The following is a 22,023-nucleotide window of genomic DNA, read 5'->3' on the forward strand; positions in this document are numbered from 1 at the left end:
GAAACGCCGACCTGCCCGGAGATCGCGTAGTCGGCCTCCGCGATGATCTCCTTCATGTGCTCGTCGCCGCGCGCGGTCCCATGCGTCAGCACAAAGCCATCAGGCAGCAGCGCACGCAGCCGGTCGGCCCGCTCGGGGCTGGTCATGTCGAGGAGGACGATGGTCTCGGGCATGGAAAGGTCCAGTCGAATGCTCAAGTCAGATGAGGAAAGGGGCAGTGCCGGGGCTTGGGGCAACGGTCGCCCCCTGCCCCGGAACGGCGACGCCGGGGCAGGACAGGGGATATCGGCGCGCTCCCGCGCCGGACATCAGCCCTTCTGCGCCAGCGCGTCGAGGACCATCTTGGTCGCGCCGGAGATGTCTCCGAGCTTCTCGCCGGCCTTCACGCGCTCCTGGTTGCGTTCACCACGCTCCTGCCGCGCGATGGCCGCGTCGGCGATCGCCTCGGCTTCGGCCCGCGGCAGCACCAGTACTCCGGATTCGTCGGCGAGGATGACGTCACCCGCCTTGACCGGCACGTTGCCGCAGGAAATCGGCAGGTTGAGTGTGCCACCGAGGTTGTAGAGCCTCGTGGTGATCGGCGACATGCCGCGGCACCACATCGGAAAATCGGAATCCTCGAGCTCGGCGAGATCGGTGCAGGGACCGTCGACGATCCCGCCGACCGCGCCGGCCGCCTTGGCCGCGACGGTGACGCCGCCGCCCCAGCAGGCATGCTTGTCGTCGCCGAGCCGGTCGACGACGAGGATGTCTCCGGGGCGCAACAGGCCGAGCGCGTGGTGCAGCAGGGTCGAATCCTGTCCCGGAATCGCCAGTGTCACGGCGGCGGCGGCGATGCGCTTGCCGCGCAGCAGCGGCTGGATGCCACGATCCATGAAACCCCAATGCTGCGAATGGCCGATGGTCGCGGTCTCGACCTTCTGCAGCTTTTCGACGAGCGCCGCCGGCAATTGCTCGGGCATGGGTTCGATGCGGTAGTCTGGCATGGATCTCTCCTATTTTCCGACGGCGCGGGCGACGCCGACGAGGCGTTCGACCACGAGGACGACGGCGAGCGTGGCGACGATGAGAACGACGGACAGAGCCGCGATCAGCGGATCGGTACGGCCTTCGACATAGCGGACCATCTCGACCGGCAGCGTCGAGGCGCGCGGCCCTGCGATGAAGAGCGAGATCACCGTCTCGTCGAAGGACAGCAGGAAGGACAGGCAAGCGCAGGCGATCAGCCCGGGCGTTGCCAGCGGCAACGTCACCCGGCGTACGACGCGCAAGGGCGAAGCTCCGAGCGTAGCAGCCGCCGCCTCGATATCATCAGGCAGGTTGGCGAGCGCGGTCGTCATCATGCGGATCACAAAGGGCACCGTCACCGTCATGTGGCCGAGGACGAGGCCAGGCAGCGTCGCCGTCAGCTTGAGGGGCGAGAAGAACAGCAGCAGCGCAAGGCCAGTGATCAGCGTCGGCAGCAGGAGCGGCGCCAGGAAAAAGCCGGTCAGCGCGTCCTTGCCGGCGAAGCGTCCTTTCGCGAGGGCGAGCGCCGCCGGCACACCGATCGCGAGCGAGAGCAGCGCCACGACCGCGGCGATCCGCACGCTCAGCCAGAGCGCCGCAAGCAGCGGCCCGTTGCCGGCGAGCTGCTGGTACCAGCGCAGCGAATAGCCGGAAGGCGGAAACAGGATGAAATTGTCCGCCGAGAAGGACAGCATGACGACGACGACGATCGGCGACAGGATCAGCACATAGACCAGCGCCGCGAAGCCGGAGAGAACGCGCCCTGCCCCGGTCATCGCTGCAGCCTCCGCGCCACCAGGTTGGACACAACGAGCAGGGCGAGCAGCAGGACGAGCGTGTAGATCGCCAGAACTGCCGCGACCGGCCAATTGGTGTTGGTCGTCGCCTGCTCGAAAATCTCGGTCGCCAGCACGAAGACCCGCCCGCCGCCGAGCAGCTTGGGCGTGATGTAGGCCGACATCGACAGCACGAAACCAAGCCCCGCCGCGAGCGCGATCGCCGGCAGGCTGAGCGGCAGGGTGACGCGCCAGAAGGTGCGGAACGGCGAGGCGCCGAGCGAGCGCGCGGCTTCCTCCAGCGTGCGGTCGAGCCGGCCAAAGCCGGCGAGCAGCGCCAGGATCATATAGGGCATGATGCTTTCGGCGAGGCCGATGGTGACGCCGGTCCAGTTGAATACGAGCTTCAGCGGCGTCGCGATCAGCCCCAGCGATTGCAGCGTGGTGTTGACCAGCCCGCGATCGCCGAGAATGGCGAGCCAGCCGAAGACGCGCACCACGCCGGAGACCAGCATGGGCATGATCGCGACGACCGCCAGCAGGCCGCGAAAGCGAGAGTCCGTCCTGAACAGGAAGAGCGAAACGGGATAGGCGAGGCACAACGCGATCAGCGTCGACACCGCCGAGAGCCAGAGCGAATTCAGCGTCAGTTCGAAGGTGAAGCTGTCATGGAAGGTTGCGCGCCAGGTTTCCAGCGACCAGGCCTCGACCATTGCGCCGGTCGGCCCGACCTCGTTGAAGGCGTTGCGGAACAGCCCGAGCGATGGCCAGACATAGATGACGAGAACGAACAGTGTCGCAGGGATCAGGAGCAGCGGCAGGCGCCGCGAGGCTGTCATGATGCCTCGCAGGCGAAGATGCGGCTCTCTCTGCGCGGCCAGACGACCGCCACCGCGGCGCCTTCGGTGGGAGCCGCGGTTCCAGACGGCATCTCGACCGTAAGTTGGCCGCCACCACCTTCGACAAGCACCTCGACATGGTCGCCCACATAGACGCTGCGAAGCACGCGCCCGGTCAATCGCGCCATGCCTTCCCCGCCGGGCTCGGAAGCCGGCGCGATCCGCATGCGCTGTGGCCTGACGAAGAGATCGGCATTTTCAGCCGCTTCCACCGGCACGGCCTGTCCCCATACGGTTGCCCGCCCCTGCGCGTCGCGCTGGATCGGCAGCACGTTGGCGCGCCCGACGAATTCCGCGACGAAGCGCGTCGCAGGCCGCTCGTAGATATCCTCGGCGCTGCCGATCTGCGCGATGCGGCCGCGATGCATCACGGCGATGCGGTCGCACATCGTCAGCGCCTCGACCTGATCATGCGTGACGAACAGCGTGGTGATGCCGAGCGAGCGCTGGATCGAGCGGATCTCGTGCCGCATCGCGTCGCGCAGCTTGGCGTCGAGATTGGACAGGGATTCGTCGAGCAGGAGGACGGAAGGCCGGATCACCAGCGCCCGCGCCAGCGCGACACGCTGCTGCTGGCCGCCCGACAGTTCCTTGGGACGGCGCTGGCCGAGCCCGGCAAGCCTGACGAGCGCCAGCGCCTCGTCGACACGCCTGACGATCTCCGGCTTGGCAACGCCCCGCTCCTCCAGCCCGAAGGCGATGTTGCGGGCCACCGACAGATGCGGGAACAGCGCATAGGACTGGAAGACATAACCCATGTTGCGCCGGTGCGGCGGCAACCGGGTAATCTCGGTGCTGTCGAGCGAGATCGCGCCCTGATCGGGCGCGACGAGGCCGGCGAGCATGCGCAAGGTGGTCGTCTTGCCGCAACCGGAGGGCCCGAGCAGCGCGACGGACTCGCCCTGCTCCACCGACAGCGACACGTCGTCCACGGCGACGGAGTTGCCGTAGCGCTTCTGCAGGCGGGAGAGTTCGAGATAGCTCATCGCAAACCGCTCAGCGCGCCGCCGCGATGACCTCGCGCCGCCAGCGATTGTTCCACTGGTCGCGCAGCTTCAGGATCTCGTTCCAGTCGACCGGGATCATGCGCGCGCGATTTTCCGGCGAGGCGGCCGTGCGTGCCAGGGCCTTGGCTTCGATCTCGGCCTTGCCGTTGGTCGGCGCATAGAACATCCGCTCGGTGAACGCCTTCTGCGCGGCCTGCGACAGGGCATGCGCCACGAAGGCTGCGGCTGCCGCCCTGTTCTTCGAGCCGGCGGTCAGGTTGATCGTGTTGACCTGGAAGACCGAGCCTTCCGGCGGGAGCAATGCGTTGATCTTGCCGCCGGTCTGGTCGGAATAGAGCTGGGCGCGGGCATTCCATCCGGTCGCCACCTTCGCCACGCCGTTGAGGATCAGCGAATAGCCGTCGGGATTGGGATCGAAGGTGCTCACGCCCGGTGCGAGCTCCTTGAGCTTCTTCATCGCGGCATCGATGGATTTGCGATAGTCGCCGCCTTCCATCTTCTCGGTCATCGCCGTCAGCGCCAGCCCCTGGATGTTCGGCGGCGCGGCGAGCGCGATCTGGCCCTTGAGATCAGGGCGCCAGAGATCGGCGAGCTTGGCGAGCTGCGGCTTCAAGGCTGCATCCTGCACGATGACGAGGTGGTCGAAGGTGACGGCAGGGCCGTACTCGCCGCCGGCGGCGCGGGCCTCCGGCAACAGCTCGTTGAGTACCGGGAACTCGGCGGGGGTCAGCTTCTCGAACAGCCCCTCGATGTTGCCGATGCTGGAGGTGGTGACGTCCATGATCGCCACGTCGGTCTGCGGATCGGCCTTCTGCGCCCGCACGCTGCCGACCATCTGGGCCGAGGTGCCCCCGGGCACGTAGTTCACCTTGACGCCGGGATGCGCTTGCAGAAACGGCTCGATCACCGCCTTGGTATAGTTGTCCTGGAAGATGCCGGAATAGGACATCAACGTGATCTGCCCCGACAGCGTCTGCGCCCTCGGGATGGCAGGCGCTGCGATGGTGGCGAGGCCGGATTGGACGACGAGACGGCGGGTGATCATCAGAACCTCCTGCTGGAGCGCCGCCCCGGCCGAGCGCCGGAGCAGCGGGCTGCGGTGGTGGGCGTGCCGCCGCTCAGGCCGGAACCTTGGCGGCGAAATGGGCGACGAAGCGGGAGACGATCTCGCTCAGCTTTTCGGCGAGCTTGGCTCCGGTCTCGGGCGAGCACAGCTTCGGATCGCCCTTGCCGACGCCGTCATGATAGACCTCGTCGTATTCGTGCGGCACTCCGACCTCGGCCCCTTCAAAGCTGGCGGTGCCGAGCCCGGTGAAGGGCAGATCGAGCACGGGATCGCGCTTCAGCGCCTTGCCAGCCGGCACGAAGTCGGGACGCATCAGTTCCGGGAAGAGATGCAGGCCGAGACTGGTCAGCGGATCGGCGCCATGGCCGGAGACCTTCGCCGACATCTCGGCGCCGACGATGCCCGGCAGCATGCCGTAGGCGATACGCCAGAGATAGAGGCTCGGCAGCACGATGCGCTCGCGCTGGTAGAGTTCGCGCGCGACCTCCGAGATCGGCCCGACATTGCCGCCATGGCCGTTGATGACGATGATCCGTGTCAGGCCGTTGCGATGCAGCGAGTCGACCATCTCGGCGATCACCGCCGTCAGCGTCGCCTGCGAGATCGCGATGCCGCCGATCATCGGCCCGAACCAGTCGGCGCCGCCATAGGGCAGCACCGGGGCGACAAGCGTCCGGACACCGGCCTTGCTCGCCTGGAGCGCGGCGAGCTCCGCGATCTTCTCGGCGAGCAGATAGTCGCCCATCGGGGCGTGGGGCCCCTGGTCCTCATGGCTGCCCATCGGCAGCAGGATCACCGGGTTGGACTTGAGCAGCTCACGCGCCTCCCCGCCGGTGATGGTGCCCATATGGACGAGAGGTTCGGTCTTGGCGGCCATGGCGAGGTCCTTCTCTTGAATTCGGTTGGTGTTCAGCGTTCCGCCGTGCGCGGATCGAGGATGTCGCGCAGCGCGTCGCAGAGCAGGTTCATCGCGAGGATGGTCAGCGTCAGCACGGCGCAGGGCCAGAGCAGCAGCAGCGGGGCCTGCTCCATCGTCGAGCGCGCCCCGCGGATCATCAGCCCCCAGGACGGCGCGGGCGGTACGACGCCGAGCCCGAGAAACGAAAGGCCGCTCTCGATCACCACCGCGGCCGCGACGGCGAGCGAGAACTGCACGAGCAACGGCCCCGCGATGTTGGGCAGCACGGTTCGGAACAGCAGATGCGTGGAGCTGGCGCCGAGCGCCCGCGTCGCCTCGACATAGTCGCGCCCCTTCACCGCCAGCACCTCGGCATAGGTCACGCGCGCAAAGCCGGGCAGATAGAGCACCGACAGGACCAGGATCAGCGTCGCGGCTCCCGGGCCGAGCAGCGTCACGACCAGCAGCGCCAGCAGCACCGGCGGAAAGCACATGATGATCTCGACGCTGCGCACCGTCAGGAACGCCCCCCAGCTCCTCGCCCATCCGCCGATCAGCCCCAGCGTGATGCCGACGAGCCCGGCTGCCAGCGCCGAGGCGAAGGCGACGGAAAGGCTGGTGCGCGCACCCCAGATCAGCCGCGAGAGCACGTCGCGGCCGAACTCGTCGCGGCCGAGCCAGGATCCGGTCATCGGTCCAGCCAGCCGGTTCGCGACGTCCTGTCGGATCGGATCGGGCAGCGGCAGCAGCGGCGCGGCAAGCGCGATCAGGACGATCAGCGCGACGCAGCCACCCGGCAGAGCCAGCTTTGTCAGGCCACGCCGTCTCATGCCGCCTGCACCCGCGGATCGATCGCCGCATGCAGCAGCTCGACGAGGAGGTTGATCAGCAGAAACAGCACCGAAATCGTCAGGATGATGCCGACGACCATCGGGTAATCGCGTCCTTCGACGGCCCGCAGCAGCGGCGTCGACAGCCCGGGCCAGTTGAAGACGTATTCGACGAGCACGGTGCCGCCGAGCAGCGTGCCCATCTGCAGGCCCAGCACGGTGACGACCGGGTTCAGCGCGTTGCGCAGCACATGCACGACCAGCACCCGCCGCGGCGACAGGCCCTTGGCGCGGGCTGTGCGGACATAGTCATGGGCGAGCGCATCGAGCGTCGCCGCCCGCGTCATCCGGAACAGGACGGCGGCGAGCCCCTTGGCGATGGCGATCGCCGGCAGGGTGAGGAGCTTGAGATGCTGCGCCGGGTCCTGCGCGAAGGGCACGTAGCCGCCCGCCGGCATCAGCCGCAGCATCTGCGCCAGCACGAGCACCAGCAGCGTGCCGACGACGAAGACCGGCACCGCCAGGAGCAGCGCCGTCATCCAGGAGGCGATGCGATCGAACGCTCCGCCGCGATGAACCGCGGCGTAGACCCCCGCGGGAACTCCGATCACGACCGCGATCAGTGCTCCTGCCAGGATCAACTCCAATGTGCGCGGCAGCCTGAGCGCGATTTCCTGCACCACCGGATAGTCGTCGACCAGCGAGGCGCCGAGATCGCCGCGCGCCAGGCCGCCGAGGAAATGGCCGTATTGCGCCAGCAGGGGCCGATCGAGCCCGAGCTTCTCGCGCAGCTCCGCCACCGAAGCCGGATCAGGCACGACGCCGGCCGTCGACAGCAGAAGCTCCGCCGGATCGCCCGGCACCATGTGAAGCGCCAGGAAGACGATCGTCGCCACCAGCCAGGCCGTCAGCAAGGTCAGGATCAATCGCCGTCCGAGCCAGGCCGCGCTCATCCGAAATAGGTCTCCTCGAGCATGTTGCCGGAGGAGTTGGAGAGCGCGCCGGGCAGGTTGGTGAACCCCTGCACGCTCTTGTCCATCCCGTAGCCCTGCTGCCGCCAGGCGAGGCCGACCAGCGGCACCTCCTCCAATGCGGCGCGCTGCATCTCCTTGTAGATGTCGATGCGCTTAGCCTGGTCGAACTCAGCCCGCCCCGCGGCGAGCGCAGCGATCGTGCGCGGCGCGTCCACCTTGAAGGAGCGGCCATGCGAGGGCGAGAGCGAGGTATCGAGCACGACGGTCAGCCCATCCGGGTCGTTGTTGTCGGAGGAGACGCCATGGATCGCCATGTCGTACTGCCCGCGCGAGCCGCGGCTCACCCGCGTCGACCAGTCCGGCAACTGCAGCTCCGCCTGGATCCCGATCGCCGCGAGATATTGCTGGACGATCTCGGCAGTATCCTTGTGCATGCCGAACTGAGCCGTGGCGAGGAGCGTCGTCTGGAAGCCGTTGGCGAAGCCCGCCTCGGCCAGCAGGGCCTTGGCGCGCGCCGGATCGTAGTTCCAGCCATGCGCCAGCTCCTTGTCGTACCAGGGCGTGCCCTCGGCGATCGGCAGCCCCTCGAGCGGCTTGCCGCGGCCGAAGAAGGCGACCTTGACGATGTCCTCGCGCTTCACCGCATGGGCCACGGCCCGGCGCACGCGCGGGTCGTTGAAGGGCGGCTTCGTGCCGTTGAACAGCACGTCCATGAACGGCCCTTCCTGATTGTCGAGCTTGAGCCGCGGATCGGCTTCGACCGCCGCCATCGACTGCCAGGGCACATACTCGATCATGTCGACATCGCCCGAGATCAGCGCCGCATTGCGCAGGTTCTCGTCGGCGTAGACGACGAACTTGATGCTCTTGAGCTTCGGGATGCCCGGCTTGTAGAACTTGTCGAAGGCGGCGAGCTCGAGCGAAGTGCCGCGCTCCTGCCCGACGAGGCGGTAGGGGCCGGCACCGATCGGCTCGTTCGGGCTCGACTTCCGCCAGATCACGAAGGTGTTGTAGTTGGCAAACCAGCTCGGCAGCGTCGCCTGCGGCCCTTTGGTGACGAGGCGGATCGTCTGCGGATCCGGAATCTCGATCCGCTCGACCAGCTGGAACTGCGCCCGCATATAGGCGGTCGATTTCTCGCCGGCGATCTGCTCGATCGACCACTTCACGTCGTCGGCCGTGACCGGCTCGCCGTTGTGGAAGACGCAGCCCTTGCGCAGCTTGAAGACCCAGGCGCCTTCCGCATCGCGCGACCAGGATTCCGCCAGCTCGCCGCGGAGCTCGCCCTTGGGGTCATAAGAGACGAGGCTGCGGTGGATCAGCATCTTCACAGTGCCCGCCGAGGCACCGGTCGAAACCCATGGCTGCAGATTGGGCGGGAAGGCGGAGAGCCCGTAGCGAATGATGCCGGAGGAGCGCTGGGCGCGTGCAGGACTGCTCAGGAAGGGCGAGGCCAGGAGTGGAACAGCAAGGCCACCACCAAGGACGGAACGGCGAGAGATGGTCATCGGCTGATCCTCTGCTGCTATGTCCAATGGCCCGCCGGACTATCCCGGCTCGTGACCTGGAAAGGGGACGAGTGGCGGAACCGCTCGGGCACGAGCAATTGCCGCGCCAGCGTTCCCGGCAGGCCGGACGAGGCCGAAATCTCGATCCGGAATCCGGCTTTGCAGCATCGTGAGAGGCAGCGCGGTCATAAGGTTCCCCGGCACGGCTTCGGCGCTTGGTCGCTCGATCCATGCTCTTGATGCGTCATGTATACGTGGCGGATTTTTTGCTGTCTACTGCCGACCTGCCCTATGCTGCACAGAATGAGGGCACCGACGATGAAGATGATCGAGCCAGATGAAACGACTGCCGCGCGCAGCAAGCCGACCCGCGAGCGGGTCTATCTCTATGTGCGGGAGCAGATCCTGCGCGGCCGCTTCCCCGGCGCCTCCTTTGTCGAGGAGGAGGAGATCTCCTCGGCGCTCGGCGTTTCGCGTACGCCGGTCCGCGAAGCCTTCCATCGTCTCGAAGCCGAGAGATTCATCGACCTGCTCCCGCGCCGCGGCGCGCTCGTCCGGCAGGTGACGGCGCAGGAACTGCTCGATCTCTACGAAGCCCGGCGCATGATCGAAGGACACGCGATCAGCCGCATCTGCCGGGAGGAGATTCCATTGCCTGCCGACATGCAGGCCATTCTCGACGAACTCGAACGCATGCCGCAGGACGATTATTTCAATCGGGTCGAGCTGAACCGCCAGTTCCATTTCATCATGGTCGCCGCCGTCGGCAACATCGTGCTCTCTGAACTCTATCAGTCGCTGGGCGCACGCCAGCAGCGCGTCGCGATGACCGCGATCCATACCGACCCCAGCCGCATCGCGCGCATCAGCAAGGAACATCACGCCCTCATCGCGGCGCTGGCCGAATGGGACGAGGAGAAGGCCCTCGCCATTCTGGAGCAGCATTTGCGGCCGATCGTCGGCGTGATCTCGCGCCTGCCGGATTGAGCCGCCCCCCCTCCGGCGCACCATCCGGGTGCGGCCGGAGAGCGGGGGCCACCCGTAATCGTCTGCTGCGGGACAGCTCGGCGCGGGTCGCCTCGCTACATCCGCGCCGACTGCGTCACCGGCCGGGTGATGACGCCGCTGCGCCGAGCGCGCGGCCCCTGATCCTCGACTACATTCGCGGCAAGCACGCACGGCTCTGCAACGTGATCCCGACGCTCGAGGACGGAACGCTGCCAGCACAGCAATTCCCGGATGGCACCTTCGCCACTGGCAATCACGGGCACGCCGCCAAGCCGCACTGCGGTCGCTGCCGAGCATATCGCTTACGCATTCCATGCAACAATTATATGAAGATAAAACGCACCTTAATTCAGATATGTTTTCATTTTCAAACCATTTTCTTTTCAAATACTTTCGTGATTTCAGGAACTGCGCGAAAATGCCATAATTATAATGTTGACATGAGATAATCTGTACTCAGAATATTGCGATGCAAGAAAAGCTGAGTTTGCGATTTTCTGACGCATGGTGGGCGCTATCTTGAACGAGTCATTGTCTGCGACCATTCATCGACTTCCGCGTCGCAATCGCTATGTGATTGCCGCGATCAGCGACCAGGATGCTCTCGCAGCCTCTCCGCTCCGCGATCTTCTCGTGTTTGTCGATCCGGAGTCTGACGCCGAAGAGCTGCGGGGCACGTTTCCGCTCATCGGCGTCGCGATTTCCGATGCTGGGAACAACGCACTGCGGGCCGCGCTCAAGCGGCTTCGCAAAGTGGGTTCCCTGCCCGATGTCCCCGTCGTCCGGTTGCAGGAAGCAGCGCTCGCGTCGGACGCGGAGCTCGTGGTGCAGGTGCTCGAAGGCGGCCTCGGGCGCCTGTCGCGCCATATGGCGAGCGCCAACACCGAGCTCGCGGCGCTACGGCGGGAGCGGGAGGCGCTCTTCGAAAATTATCGCGCTCTCGAGAACGCGTTTCATGTCCGCAATTGGGACACGGTCTCGGAGGTGTTCGGCCACGGACCGTACATCGACGCCAAGGACCAGGGGCTCGCAGCCTTGCTGTGCGAATCAGAGATCGTGCAGCTCTTCCCGATTTCGAGCTATGCGGTATCCGGCTTCGCTCTGCATTTTCGTGAAGTCCCGACGGACAAGACCGGCCGGCTCATCGTAACCCTCGATTACGTGGAGAGCAGCGAGGGGATCGCGGAATGGTTCATTCCTTATGCCAGTGTCACGCAGGGCTGGAACTTCTTCTCCTTGCCCAAGGCGTGTGACGGCAGCCCCCGCACGCTGCGGCTCAGAATCTCTGCCAGCGGCGGGCTGCCGCCCGAACTCTCTCTCGGCCACGTCATCACCAACGAGCGCTACGCCGCCCAGGCGCGGGCGCCGCATGCCGACCTCGACATGCGCCCTCTCGCCCTGCGGATTTTCACCGGGCTCCCGGGCGTCCGTCCCACCGCCCTGCCGAATGTCTTCGCGCCGTCCACGGTGATCTCCGGGCGGAAGGTCGAGGACTATCGACTCCCGGTCGAGTTGCTGCGCGCCGTCACCAATGTCTCGGCGAGCCCGATCGAGCCGAGCTTTCAGACTGTGCGCTTTCTCGAGCTCGAGGATGCGATCGGCTGCCATCCGCTCAGCGAGGGCATCACGGCCGGCGCCGTTCGTCGCGTCGTAGCGCCGGGCACGGCGCGCATCTCGGCGCGCGCCGTGATCGATCATCCCGAAGGCAAGCCCGCCACGGTCGGGCTGATGCTCGTCCCCTTGTCGGCGAATATCCGAAAGGAAATCGCGGCTCTCGCCGATGGCCGCGCATTGCCGCCCACGGCGTTCTTCAGCGGATGGATGGAAATCACGGCCGCGCAGCCGGTAGACATCAACTTCATGCTGGAAGCGCCGGCGCCGCGCACGATGGACCTGGTCGTCCTGAGCAAGGCTGCAACCAATTCGGTCGATTTCGCCTGGCTCAAGGTCTTCAATTTCCGACTGGTAAAGTATCTGGAGAACAGCCCGGCCCGGGAGGTCGCCAATGCGTGACGAGCCTCAGGATCTGGTCGCCATCGCCGTGCCGCTCTACGGCCATGCTGCGCTCGTGATCGAGGCGTTGGAATCCGCCTTAGCTTCGGTAACGGACTGCCGCCTCGCAATCGTGGTTTCGGTCGATGGCGACCCGCAGCATGAGGTGTTCGACCAGCTCACCCTCCATGCCGCGGCGCATCCGGAGGTCCATGTGATCTTCGGCGAGAATGCCGGCCCGGGCGGCGCCCGCAATCGTGCGATCGACTACATCCTCGAAGAGTTGCCGGAGACCAAGGCGGTCTATTTTCTCGACGCCGATAATCGCGTCCTGCCGAACACGGTCGAAACCCTCTATCGCCGGCTGAGGGCAAGCAAGGCTGGCTGGGTCTACACGAATATCGATACGTTCTCGGTCAATTGGCGGGCGCATTACGGTGACAGTTATTCGCGCCTGATTCACTGCATCAGCGACAATATCTGCGACACCGGCTCGATGATCTCGATCGACGTCTTCAGCAGCGGTGTCCGCTTCGAAGAAGATCGCCAGAACGGCTTCGAGGATTGGGAGTTCTGGCTTTCGGCCGTCGAAGGAGGCTTCGTTGGCGAGCCTTGCCATGACACCGCGTTCGAATACCGCCTGCGCGCGGAAAGCCGCTTCAAGGAGGCGAACCGCGACCGCTCGGCCTCGATGAGTTTCCTCCGCCGGCGGCACAAGGCGCTGTTCCGCCGGCCAACCCTGGTCGGCTTCGAGCATGAGGAAGCGCCGCGCTATGCTCTGATCCGCAGCGGCGAGGGTATGCTCGACGTCTTCACGGATCCGACGCTGCCACCCGGGCAGATGGGCTTCGACGAAGCGGTGCGGGCCTTCTGGGGCAATGCCGGCGAGCCCGACAATGTCCATTTCCCGCCCTTCATCGCCGCCAGCAGCAGCGAGACGCTCAAGCTCCTCGCCCGTTCGCGGCTCCTGCCGAACGTTCTCTGCCATCTCGAGACGTTTGCCGAACGGTGCAATGTCGTCTTCGTGGAGCTCTGCAACGTCGCTTCGCAGCGGAGCATCGAGTGGGAAATCCTCCCGTCCGGCGCTCAGCGCGGCGCAGCGGATCTGACCTTCGTCTCGACCGATCTGATCAGGAGCGTCATCAACGACGACGCGCTCGATTGGTTCTCATCGATTGGCCGCGAACAGGCGTGGCCGACATCGGCACGCCTCAAAGTCAGCTTCCCCTTCCCCAAGGCGCGGCAGCGCCGCTCGCTGATCCGGCCCGAGCAGGCGCTGCTCAATCTCGTCAGCGCGCTCACGACAAGCCCGCTGCGGCAGACAGCGTCGACGCGCTGGACATGGCGCCCCCGCCGGCTGCCTGCCCTGTCCGAGCTTTACAAGCTGCTCAGAACCGAGCTCGGCGGCTCCCCCGTGCTGCCGCTGGCGCACCATGCGGCAGCGCGTCGGACGGCAGCCGTGCTGGTGCCGAACGCCTCGTTCGGCGGAGCCGAAAAGGTCGCCTATGCGGCCGGACGGGAACTTAGGCAGAACGGCTTCGAGACCCATCTTTTCGTGCTCGGCTCCGGGCGGATGGAGGTGCTCGACGAGTTCGACCAAGCGTTCGACCATCTCCATTTCTGGAAGGACGGCGTGCCGGCCTGGGGCGCGAGCGGCCATTTCCTCGGTCAGGATTTCATCACCGACGAGCACGCCCTCGACTGGGCCGGGTTGAAGGGGCTGCTCTCGGGCTTCGACCTGATCGTCAACAACCATGTTATGGCGGCCCATCCGCTGATGGCGCAGTTCCGCTCTGCCGGAACCCGCACGGCCTGCTATCTCCATGTCGTCGATGAGACGGCGCTCAGGCGCCCGGCCGGGCAGCCCTATGCAGCCATCGCCTTCGAGCATGCTTACGACGCCTTCCTGACCTGCTCGGAACAATTGAAGAGCTATCTGCACAGTTTCGGCGTCCCCTTCGGCAAGATCTTCGCCGTGCCGAATGCGGCAAGCTTCTCCATCGACGCAAAGCTGCGGGCTCAGGTGACCGAGGCGCGCAAAGCCGGGCGCGGAAGCGATCCGCTCCGCCTGCTCTATATGGGCCGGCTCGATCGGCAGAAGGGCATCGACCGGCTGCACGGCACGCTCGTCCGGCTCAAGGAGCGGGATATCGCCTTCGAGGCCCGGGCCGTCGGCGGCGAGATCCTCTCCGACGACCCTAGCTCGTCCTGGATGACGCGCTTGCGCGATATCGACGTCGAGGTCGCACCGCCGGTCTTCGCCGCCAAGGATATCGCGGCTCATCTGGCTTGGGCCGACATACTGGTGATGCCGTCGCGCTGGGAGGGGGCTCCGCTGATGATCGCAGAGGCGCAGCAGCTCGGCTGCGTCCCGATGGCGACCGCAGTCGGCGCAGTCGAGGAATTGGTCGTCGACGGCCAGGACGGCGTGCTGATCGCGAACGCGGCCGACGCCCAGATCGTGGTCGAGATGGCCCGGACGATCGCCATACTCGCGCGGGACCGCGCAACGCTTGGCCGCTTGGCCGAAGGCGCGCTCGCGACGGCGGCGCAACGCTCCTGGAGCGCGTCCTTCGCCGATTTCATCGCCTGGAGCGACGCTATCGAACCCGCGGCCCCCGTCCGGCGCAACACCGCTTCGGGCGAGCCCACTGGTGACGTGTCCATGGCGGAGGCCGCTCTCTCCGCCCGTGCCGTCGCGTGACGATCAACGGAAGATCCTGAAGCCATGCCCCCCAGAATCCTTGTCACCGGCATACCGAGCCATCTCACCCGCCACATTCAGAAGGCAGAAGGCGCCCAAGTCTTCTATTCGGAGAAGCAGCCGCAGCCCGAGAGCAAGGAGGCCTTCCTCCGCGAGCTCAAAAACATCAGCAATACCGGGAACTACCTGATCGGCGAAGGCGCGCTGCGGGCGCTGTCGCCGAACGCGACGCATATCCCGTTCTGGCATCTGTGGAACGCCGTCAATAACGGCACCGGCCTCGACACGATCAACGATCGCTTCGATATCTGCGTCTTCACCTGCGCCAACCTGCTGCGCAAGGGCCTTTCGGCCGATGCCGAGGCGCTCGTGCTCTCGAAGCTCGACATGCCGGTCGTGATGCTCGGCATCGGAATCCAGAACCGGCCCGATCTCGAACAGTCCTTGCCCGAGGGGACGCAGCGCCTGCTGAAAGTCCTGAAGGAAAGGGAGCACTATTTCCTGACGCGCGGCGAGGAGACCGCTGCCTTCCTCAAGGACCAGGGCTTTTCCTTCGTCAGGCCGGTCGGCTGTCCCTCGCTCTATTTCATGCCGGCCAATGTACGGCGTGCGCTGCGCCGGCTGCCGGAGGTGAAGGTCGGCGAATGCCGCACGGTCTTCACCGGATATATGGGCGCCGAGCTCAACACGATCGGTGACATGAACGCGCTGTCTTCGAACGACGGGCGCTCATCCTATGTGGTGCAAGACGAGCTGCTGCATTTCGATATTCAGGTCGAGCCGGATGCGGATGGCCGCGTCTACGATTCCGCCTCGGGCGGAGTGATCGGGGACCTGACCTTCAAGGGCTCGGACGAGCTGAAGAAGAAGATCAACGTCCATGCCTTCTTCGACACCAACCAATGGCGGGCCTGGACCTCGTCGATGGACTTCGCCTTCGGCCGGCGCTTCCACGGCAACGTCATCGCGCTGCAGGCCGGCGTTCCCAGCCTGATCGTGGCGGTCGACGACCGCATGCGCGAGATGCTGAACTTTTCCGGGCTGCCCAAGCTCGAAGCCGCCGATTTCAACAACGCCAATGATCGCGCGGCCTTCGTCGCCGATCACCTCGCCGCGATGAACATTCCGCAGGTCATCGAGACCTATTCCGAGCGTGAGCACAATTTCCGCTCGGTCTTGAACGAGATCGGCATCGCCTGATGCCGTGTATGGCAAATCGGGACTTAAGGGCAGACTGACATGCGGATCATGGTCACGGGCATACCATCCTACCTGATGCGGACCGTCGAGAGCGCATCGGGAGCGACCGTCAGGCACCGCCCGTATTTCGAGACGGTGCGGACCAAAACGGACCTGATCGACCAGGTCAAGAAGATCGCCAACACCGGCAACTACCTGATCGGGGAAGGTGCCGCTCACAGCGTGCGCGGCCACGACGTAACCTACGTGCCGTTCTGGCATCTGGCGAACAACGTCAATTCGCCGGAAACCTACGAGAAGCTGAACCAGAGCTTCGATCTGTGCTTGTTCGCCTCGGCCAACCTGCTGCGGCCGGGCTATGCGGCGACGACCGAGTCCTTCGTGTTCGAGCGGCTCAACATGCCGATCGTGGTCATGGGTATTGGCATCCAGAAGAAGGAGAACCTCCAGGACGCACTGCCCGAAGGCACGCGCCGCTTCCTCAACGTGCTCAAGAAGAAGGAAAGCTTCTTTCTGACGCGGGGCCATTTCACGGCCGATTTCCTCAAGGCCGAGGGCTTGAAATACGTCCGCCCGACCGGCTGTCCGTCATTGTATTACGAGCCGGCCGCGATGAAGCGCTCGCTCAGCCACCTCGCCGATCCCGATCTCGCCGATTCCCAGAAGATCGCCTTCGGCGGCTATCTCGGCAGCGTGCCGGACACCATCGTCGATGCCCATGCCCTGCTGCGGCAGGACAGCGTCGCGAGCTATGTCATTCAGGACGAGATCACCGTCTACAACCTCAACATCCTCGCCGACGAGACCGGCGACGCCTACGACCAGGCCGCTGGCCGCATCATAGCCAGGACCGAGTACAAGCATTCCGAGAAATGGCAGCGGAACTGCGAGTTCCGCGTCTTCTTCGACACGCATAAGTGGCGCAGCTGGGTATCGGGACAGGATTTCTGCTTCGGCCGCCGCTTCCACGGTTCGATCATCGGCATGCAGGCCGGCGTGCCGGCGCTGATGATCGCGGTCGACGACCGCATGCGCGAGATGCTCGATTTCGTGGGCTTCCCCTATATCGAGGCGTCCGTCTGGAATCGCGAAGCGAAGAAGAAGGCCTTCCTGCAGGATTTCCTTTCCAAGATCGACGTGCCGGCTGCGATCCATCGCTACGCGGCCTGCGAGGAGAACTTCTACGCGGCGCTCAAGGATATCGGGATCCGCTGATGGCAGGAGGCGCGCGCGAAGCCATGCGGCGAAGCCGGCACGCCGGACGGCCGGCGCTGCTGCCCCGCCTGATCCCCTTCGTCGCGGCGTCGGGCCTGGCGGCGGCGGCTGCTCTCGCCGCGCCCGCCACCGCCCCCACGCAGTTCGGCGTCAACCGCGTCAATCTCGCTTGGCTCGATGCCGCCGGCCGCGAGAAGGTGCTGGATCAGATCGCGCAGAGCGGCATCCGCGCGGTGCGGCTTTCTCTCACGAATCCGATGGACGCCAGCATCGACGCCGTCCGGCTTGCCCATCAGAAGGGCCTCGCCATCCTGCTCGAGATTTCGCTCAACAACGCCGCCCTCTATCCCGAAGGAACGAAGCCGCGCTCCGGCCGCGGCCGCATCTGGGACATGTATCGCCTCTCCGACGTCTCGCCGGAGCTCTTCCGGGCGGCCCTGGGCGATGCCCTGCAACGGATCGATCGGCTCGGCGTCGCTCTCCTCGCCGTCGAACCCGGCAACGAGATCAATTGGGGCGCCTATAACGGCGATCTGGAGATCAGGCCCGAAGCCAATACGCGCACGGCCCGCTCGCTCCAGGATCTGGCGGATCCGGATGCGGTCGCACGCGGCGCGGCGAATTACGTCCAACTGCTGAAGGTCACCCGCGCGGAACTGGCGAAGACGAAGCTCAGTGCCGGCGCCAAGGTCGTCTCGGCCGGCCTCTCGGACATCCCGCCGGAGCATGCCGACCGGCGCGGCATCGATAGCATCGACCCGGCGAGCTTCACCGCGCTGATGCGCGAGCATGGGCTCGATCAGGCCGCCGATGGCTATGGCATCCATGTCTATCCCGGCGGCGATGGCTCGCCCGCCGCCCGCGAGCAGCATGTCGAGCAGGCCCTTTCGATCTGCCGCTCGCGCCCGGCGGAGGGCAAGCCCTGCTGGGTCACCGAATGGGGCTTCGCCAACACCGCAAAGACCTGCCCGGCAGACGACAGCCGCCGCGAGCGCCTGGTCAAGGCGACCCGCGAGCGCTTCGCGGACCTTATGCGCGCGGGGCGGATCGCGGCCGCCTTCTATTTCGACTGGGACGCGACCACCTATGGCATCTGGCGCTGCGGCGAACTTTCTTCCGCCGGCCGGGCCGCGGTGACGCCGTGACGCTGAAAACCCTGATCATCGGCGGTTCCAATACCGTCATGCAGCCCGGCTACCTGTCCTCGCTCTTGTCGGTCATGGCGCGGCGCGGCGTGGCGCTCGACATCGTCGCGGATCTCTCGGTCGGCGGCACGACCAGCGCCTTCGGCCTCCACCAGCTCAAGCTGCATGAGCAGGAGCTCGCCGATTGCGACCTGCTGCTCATCGAATATGCGCTCAATGACGCCTTCGTCTATGGCGACGAGCGGCGCCCGTTTCGGCACTGGGCCCGCTTTTACGAGGGCCTCATCCGCTTCGCCCGCGAGCGCAACCCCAAGCTCAGGATCGCCACCCTCATCTTCGGCGCCCGCAACGGTTCGTTCCTGACGTCCGTGCCCGCGATCGACGCGGGGATCGCCTATATCTCGCGCTGGTACGGGACGATCTGCATCGATGTCTCGCAGTTGCTGATGCAGCGCCTCGGGCGCGATGTCGTCGGCCATGCGAGCTTCTACTCCGATCAGGGCCATTATGCCCGGCCGGTGGCGACGACCATCGTCGCCAACCTGATCGCCGACGAGCTGGAGCAGGCCCTCGCCGCCCCTCAACGCCCCGCAGCGCTGCCGCCCGCGATCGATCCCGAGCATTTCGCCAACGCCCGCGCGTTCGATGGCGCCTGGCTGGCCAAGCGGCTCGGACGGCCCGTCGTCGAATATGCCAACCGCCGCTTCTCGGTGGCAGCCGTGGATCTCGGGCGGGACCGGCTCCGTTTCGACATCGACAAGGGCATGCTGCTCGCATTGAGCTATGTCTGCGAGCCTCGCATCCCGCCGCTTGATCTGCAGGCCGGTGACGAGATGCACCGCGCCGCGCTGCTCAAGGGCGGCGTGCGCGACGGCACCTACAAGTTCCTGGTCTCGATGCTCAGCTTCGAGTTTTTATATGGTCCAACGCTTCTCGACATGCAGCAGACGCGCGCGCTGACACTCTCCGGAGGGACCGCCGCCGCCGGGCACAAATTGCATGTGCCCAAAGACAGCGTTCGGCACGAAACCCTTCCAGCAGAGCCGGCCCTCCCCATTACCGGCATTCTCTTCACCGGAAACCTCAAGACCTGCGCCATCGAGAGATACGGCGCACAGCAGCCATCGACGGCCGACGGGCTTGCCGAGGCCGCGACGGCATAGAGGTGCCGGCCCGCACAGGCGTGCTGCGGCCGAGGCACACCCTGGTTAGGCCCGCATAGAGCGCCAGGCGCGAGTTGGAGATGACGAGGAGGCTCCAGGTCGCGCAGAAGACAAGCCCGTTCGCGCGCCTCGTTGCGGCCAATCATGCGACCATCTGGGACAAATCGGCTAACACTCCGACGACCGCGGAAAGTCGGCACGGCGGCTGTCCTCGCGGCAGCCCTCCATCCGCCGCAGGTGACCGGCCTAAGCCGGAGTTCCTGCCGCTTCGCTCTCTATCGCGCCGGAAGGGACGCGTAATAGGCAGCGAGAGCGGCGATTTCGGCCGTGGACAGCTCGCGAGCCATGTAGCGCATTTCCTTATGAGCGCGCTTGCCCGACTTGAAGGCCAATATCTGATTGAACAAGTAGCGTTCATTCTGCCCCGCCAGGTGAGGCACCTCGATATCTCGCGCGATACCATCTTCGCCATGGCATGCGGCACATTGCTCGATGGCGAACTGCCTCGGCTCCGAAAGCGCAGGACTGGCGACAAGGAGCGCAGTCAAAGACAAGCGAATGATCAAGTTCCAAGCTCCCGGCCTACGCGCCTGACGACGCCGCTGTGGTCAACTGTTCCGCCATCGCAATTGCCCGCGACCGAGCTTCCGGCGTCATCATCGGGGCAGGCCACAGCACCTGCACCCGCGGCGGAAGTGGTGGCTCATCATTCAGCCAATCGTGAACGCGGCTGATCCGGCCATTGCAGAACTGCTGCGCAAACCGGTCCGGCGCCAAGTTCACCTGCCGGAGCCCATAGCGAAACTGCTCACCGGTTATGTGCGCCGCCTTTGCCTTCGACGGCGATAGCTGAAATTTGGGGGCCATGTCTTGTGCTTAGCCTGTGTACCGCGTTTCCAGCAGGTCGATATCCCGGATCATCTTCTGGGCGGCCTCTTCGTGCAGTTCGCGACGGCGCGACAATCGGTAGATTTCGGCGCGTTCAGCGCGAAGCCCCGCCACTCTCAGCTTTCTCTCGATGGCCTCCAGGCGGCGACCATGAAAAGTTCCTTCGATATTTTTCGGGCGCCCTTCGATCCTTTGTCGATAAGTCTCCATCACGCGTAATGCGCCCTCCGTGTAGAGGTCAGCATCCGAGCGCCCGGCCGCCATTTCATGCTGGGCCCGCTCGATGGCTTTGATGGCCGCACGCGCCGCTCTGTCGCGGGCTTGGTCGATTTCCTCCTGATCGAAATCTTCGGCGGGAAGTTTGAGGTTTCTGAGGAGCGGGGGCAGCACGATGCTGGCCACGACCAGCGAAACCACGATAACCCCGGCGGCCAGGAAGATCGCGAGTTCTCTTGCCGGAAAGGGCGAGCCGTCGCGGAGGGCAAACGGCAACGTCATCACACCGGCGAGCGTGATAGCCCCGCGCACACCTGCAAGCGATGTCGCCGCGATTATGCGCCAGCCAACCAGAGGGATGGGCTCGCCTTTTCGCGAGGCCCTGAACATCGTGAAGCGAAGTGAGACCCAGACCCAGACGAAACGCAACACGCAAAGCGCCAGGCTGATCGCCAGAACGTAGCCTGCCAGCAGCAACGGTTGGTGGTGGCCGGCAGCTCGCACGGCGCTCACGGCTCCATTCAGAATTCCGGGCATCTGCTCCCCGAGCAGAACGAAGATCACGCCGTTGGCCGCGAACTGGATCATGTCCCAGACGGCCGCGCGTCGGATGCGGGTGACAGCGAGCGCCTGCCCGGTTCCTTCGATGAAACTCATCGTGATACCGGCCGCGACCACCGCCAGAATGCCGGAACAGTGGAAATGCTCGGCGACGAGATAAGCGCCGAAAGGGATGAGCACGCTGATCAGTATCTGCGAACTCGTGTCCTCGCCGACCCTGCTCGTGATCCATTGCTTGGCAGCGGAGACGGCCCAGGTAAGGCCGACGCCGATCAAAACCCCGCCAAGAGCGAGCCACACGAAAGTCGCGAGCGCCTCTTGCAGCGAGAACGTGCCGGTCAACACTGCCGCCACGGCAAAGCGCATGCAAACCAGGCCCGAGGCATCGTTGAGCAGTGCTTCGCCTTCCAGGATATGCATCAGCCGCTTCGGAATACGGGTGCGCGACGCAATCGCGGTGACTGCGATGGGATCGGTCGGTGAGACGATTGCGGCCAGGGCGAACGCCACGGCAAGGGGCATCGCAGGAATGAGCCAGTGGATCAGGAGGCCCACGCCCAATACCGTGAACAGCACGAGCCCGAGCGCGAGCTCAAGGATCACTCGCCTGTCGCGAACCAGATGCGCTTTCGGAATGCGCCAGCCGTCCAGAAAGAGGAGCGGCGGCAGGAAAAGGACGAAGAACAGATCCGGATCGAGATAAACGGTCGGCACGACCGACACGGCAATCACCGCACCGAGTCCGATTTGGACGAGCGGCAAAGGCAGCTTTGTCCAGCGAGCAAGGGAGCCGCTGATCACAACGGCTGCAAGCAAGGTCAGAACGGTAACGACAGGTTCCATGACTCGGCGCGCTTTAGACAATCATCAAGCGCCGGACCTTATCCCGGCCTCACACCACGGCGATAGCTCCGGTCGCACGCGTCGCAAGCGCATAGGCCTTTCGTAGCAACGGGCTTGACTGA

Annotated in this window: 18 protein-coding genes; 7 read left to right on the forward strand and 11 right to left on the reverse strand. The window is 65.4% G+C overall.

Translation table 11 applies throughout. From position 1 onward, the window contains the following. Positions 1-308: 308 nt before the first annotated feature. From AC1DNE_RS22895 to AC1DNE_RS22935, 9 genes are all read right to left on the reverse strand, one after another. On the reverse strand, positions 309-986 hold the full coding sequence (locus AC1DNE_RS22895) for an RraA family protein (protein ID WP_441469051.1): 678 nt from the start codon (positions 984-986) through the stop codon (positions 309-311). A 9-nt stretch (positions 987-995) separates the two neighbouring features. Then, a complete protein-coding gene (locus tag AC1DNE_RS22900; RefSeq protein ID WP_441469052.1) occupies positions 996-1,784 on the reverse strand; it encodes an ABC transporter permease in 789 nt (262 codons plus the stop codon). After that, positions 1,781-2,623: an ABC transporter permease gene (locus AC1DNE_RS22905; RefSeq protein ID WP_441469053.1), complete on the reverse strand. Its 843-nt coding sequence runs from the start codon at positions 2,621-2,623 to the stop codon at positions 1,781-1,783. The genes AC1DNE_RS22900 and AC1DNE_RS22905 overlap by 4 nt, the downstream gene beginning before the upstream one ends. Continuing rightward, positions 2,620-3,669, reverse strand: a complete 1,050-nt coding sequence (locus tag AC1DNE_RS22910) for an ABC transporter ATP-binding protein (RefSeq protein ID WP_441469054.1) — start codon at positions 3,667-3,669, stop codon at positions 2,620-2,622. The genes AC1DNE_RS22905 and AC1DNE_RS22910 overlap by 4 nt, the downstream gene beginning before the upstream one ends. A 10-nt stretch (positions 3,670-3,679) precedes the next feature. Continuing rightward, the gene (locus AC1DNE_RS22915; RefSeq protein WP_476765259.1) at positions 3,680-4,735 is read right to left on the reverse strand and encodes an extracellular solute-binding protein; all 1,056 of its coding nucleotides are present in this window, start codon (positions 4,733-4,735) and stop codon (positions 3,680-3,682) included. 73 nt (positions 4,736-4,808) lie between these two features. Next, on the reverse strand, positions 4,809-5,633 hold the full coding sequence (locus AC1DNE_RS22920) for a creatininase family protein (RefSeq protein WP_441469056.1): 825 nt from the start codon (positions 5,631-5,633) through the stop codon (positions 4,809-4,811). Between the two features lie 32 nt (positions 5,634-5,665). Then, positions 5,666-6,484, reverse strand: a complete 819-nt coding sequence (locus AC1DNE_RS22925; protein WP_441469057.1) for an ABC transporter permease — start codon at positions 6,482-6,484, stop codon at positions 5,666-5,668. Continuing rightward, positions 6,481-7,437, reverse strand: a complete 957-nt coding sequence (locus tag AC1DNE_RS22930) for an ABC transporter permease (RefSeq protein ID WP_441469058.1) — start codon at positions 7,435-7,437, stop codon at positions 6,481-6,483. The genes AC1DNE_RS22925 and AC1DNE_RS22930 overlap by 4 nt, the downstream gene beginning before the upstream one ends. Further along, positions 7,434-8,966 (reverse strand): ABC transporter substrate-binding protein, encoded by a 1,533-nt coding sequence (locus AC1DNE_RS22935; RefSeq protein ID WP_441469059.1) that lies wholly within the window; start codon positions 8,964-8,966, stop codon positions 7,434-7,436. Before AC1DNE_RS22935 ends, AC1DNE_RS22930 begins: the two co-directional genes overlap by 4 nt. Positions 8,967-9,284: 318 nt before the next feature. Between AC1DNE_RS22935 and AC1DNE_RS22940 the strand changes: the two genes are divergently transcribed. The 7 genes from AC1DNE_RS22940 (at position 9,285) to AC1DNE_RS22970 (ending at position 19,393) form a co-directional block, all read left to right on the forward strand. Beyond that, positions 9,285-9,953, forward strand: a complete 669-nt coding sequence (locus AC1DNE_RS22940; RefSeq protein WP_476841198.1) for a GntR family transcriptional regulator — start codon at positions 9,285-9,287, stop codon at positions 9,951-9,953. 525 nt (positions 9,954-10,478) lie between these two features. Beyond that, the gene (locus AC1DNE_RS22945) at positions 10,479-11,987 is read left to right on the forward strand and encodes a DUF6212 domain-containing protein (protein WP_441469061.1); all 1,509 of its coding nucleotides are present in this window, start codon (positions 10,479-10,481) and stop codon (positions 11,985-11,987) included. Continuing rightward, entirely contained in the window at positions 11,980-14,670 is a 2,691-nt protein-coding gene (locus AC1DNE_RS22950; RefSeq protein WP_441469062.1) for a glycosyltransferase, read from the forward strand. Before AC1DNE_RS22945 ends, AC1DNE_RS22950 begins: the two co-directional genes overlap by 8 nt. 24 nt (positions 14,671-14,694) lie before the next feature. Beyond that, positions 14,695-15,870, forward strand: coding sequence for a polysaccharide pyruvyl transferase family protein (locus AC1DNE_RS22955; RefSeq protein WP_441469063.1), 1,176 nt, complete (start codon positions 14,695-14,697; stop codon positions 15,868-15,870). A gap of 39 nt (positions 15,871-15,909) precedes the next feature. Next, entirely contained in the window at positions 15,910-17,085 is a 1,176-nt protein-coding gene (locus AC1DNE_RS22960) for a polysaccharide pyruvyl transferase family protein (protein ID WP_441469064.1), read from the forward strand. Next, a complete protein-coding gene (locus AC1DNE_RS22965; RefSeq protein ID WP_441469065.1) occupies positions 17,085-18,230 on the forward strand; it encodes a glycoside hydrolase in 1,146 nt (381 codons plus the stop codon). The genes AC1DNE_RS22960 and AC1DNE_RS22965 overlap by 1 nt, the downstream gene beginning before the upstream one ends. Then, complete coding sequence (locus AC1DNE_RS22970) at positions 18,227-19,393, forward strand: SGNH/GDSL hydrolase family protein (protein ID WP_441469066.1); 1,167 nt, start codon at positions 18,227-18,229, stop codon at positions 19,391-19,393. Before AC1DNE_RS22965 ends, AC1DNE_RS22970 begins: the two co-directional genes overlap by 4 nt. Before the next feature lie 275 nt (positions 19,394-19,668). Here AC1DNE_RS22970 and AC1DNE_RS22975 read toward each other — a convergent pair whose 3' ends face one another. Together AC1DNE_RS22975 and AC1DNE_RS22980 are read right to left on the reverse strand one after the other, a co-directional pair. After that, on the reverse strand, positions 19,669-19,959 hold the full coding sequence (locus AC1DNE_RS22975; protein WP_441469067.1) for a c-type cytochrome: 291 nt from the start codon (positions 19,957-19,959) through the stop codon (positions 19,669-19,671). Between the two features lie 310 nt (positions 19,960-20,269). Continuing rightward, positions 20,270-21,901 carry a Na+/H+ antiporter gene (locus AC1DNE_RS22980; protein ID WP_441469068.1) on the reverse strand — a complete coding sequence of 544 codons (1,632 nt, stop codon included), beginning with the start codon at positions 21,899-21,901 and terminating at the stop codon, positions 20,270-20,272. Positions 21,902-22,023: the final 122 nt, after the last annotated feature.

The sequence above is a fragment of the Allobosea sp. 05L423 genome (assembly GCF_056397745.1).

What these genes read in the sequence shown, in the direction of transcription:
- AC1DNE_RS22900 (WP_441469052.1), bottom strand. Translation starts at nt 1,784, where the DNA reads ATGACCGGGGCAGGGCGCGTTCTCTCCGGCTTCGCGGCGCTGGTCTAT.
- AC1DNE_RS22945 (WP_441469061.1), top strand. Translation starts at nt 10,479, where the DNA reads ATGGTGGGCGCTATCTTGAACGAGTCATTGTCTGCGACCATTCATCGA.
- AC1DNE_RS22950 (WP_441469062.1), top strand. Translation starts at nt 11,980, where the DNA reads ATGCGTGACGAGCCTCAGGATCTGGTCGCCATCGCCGTGCCGCTCTAC.
- AC1DNE_RS22960 (WP_441469064.1), top strand. Translation starts at nt 15,910, where the DNA reads ATGCGGATCATGGTCACGGGCATACCATCCTACCTGATGCGGACCGTC.
- AC1DNE_RS22920 (WP_441469056.1), bottom strand. Translation starts at nt 5,633, where the DNA reads ATGGCCGCCAAGACCGAACCTCTCGTCCATATGGGCACCATCACCGGC.
- AC1DNE_RS22930 (WP_441469058.1), bottom strand. Translation starts at nt 7,437, where the DNA reads ATGAGCGCGGCCTGGCTCGGACGGCGATTGATCCTGACCTTGCTGACG.
- AC1DNE_RS22905 (WP_441469053.1), bottom strand. Translation starts at nt 2,623, where the DNA reads ATGACAGCCTCGCGGCGCCTGCCGCTGCTCCTGATCCCTGCGACACTG.
- AC1DNE_RS22925 (WP_441469057.1), bottom strand. Translation starts at nt 6,484, where the DNA reads ATGAGACGGCGTGGCCTGACAAAGCTGGCTCTGCCGGGTGGCTGCGTC.
- AC1DNE_RS22965 (WP_441469065.1), top strand. Translation starts at nt 17,085, where the DNA reads ATGGCAGGAGGCGCGCGCGAAGCCATGCGGCGAAGCCGGCACGCCGGA.
- AC1DNE_RS22935 (WP_441469059.1), bottom strand. Translation starts at nt 8,966, where the DNA reads ATGACCATCTCTCGCCGTTCCGTCCTTGGTGGTGGCCTTGCTGTTCCA.
- AC1DNE_RS22940 (WP_476841198.1), top strand. Translation starts at nt 9,285, where the DNA reads ATGAAGATGATCGAGCCAGATGAAACGACTGCCGCGCGCAGCAAGCCG.
- AC1DNE_RS22910 (WP_441469054.1), bottom strand. Translation starts at nt 3,669, where the DNA reads ATGAGCTATCTCGAACTCTCCCGCCTGCAGAAGCGCTACGGCAACTCC.
- AC1DNE_RS22980 (WP_441469068.1), bottom strand. Translation starts at nt 21,901, where the DNA reads ATGGAACCTGTCGTTACCGTTCTGACCTTGCTTGCAGCCGTTGTGATC.
- AC1DNE_RS22955 (WP_441469063.1), top strand. Translation starts at nt 14,695, where the DNA reads ATGCCCCCCAGAATCCTTGTCACCGGCATACCGAGCCATCTCACCCGC.
- AC1DNE_RS22915 (WP_476765259.1), bottom strand. Translation starts at nt 4,735, where the DNA reads ATGATCACCCGCCGTCTCGTCGTCCAATCCGGCCTCGCCACCATCGCA.
- AC1DNE_RS22895 (WP_441469051.1), bottom strand. Translation starts at nt 986, where the DNA reads ATGCCAGACTACCGCATCGAACCCATGCCCGAGCAATTGCCGGCGGCG.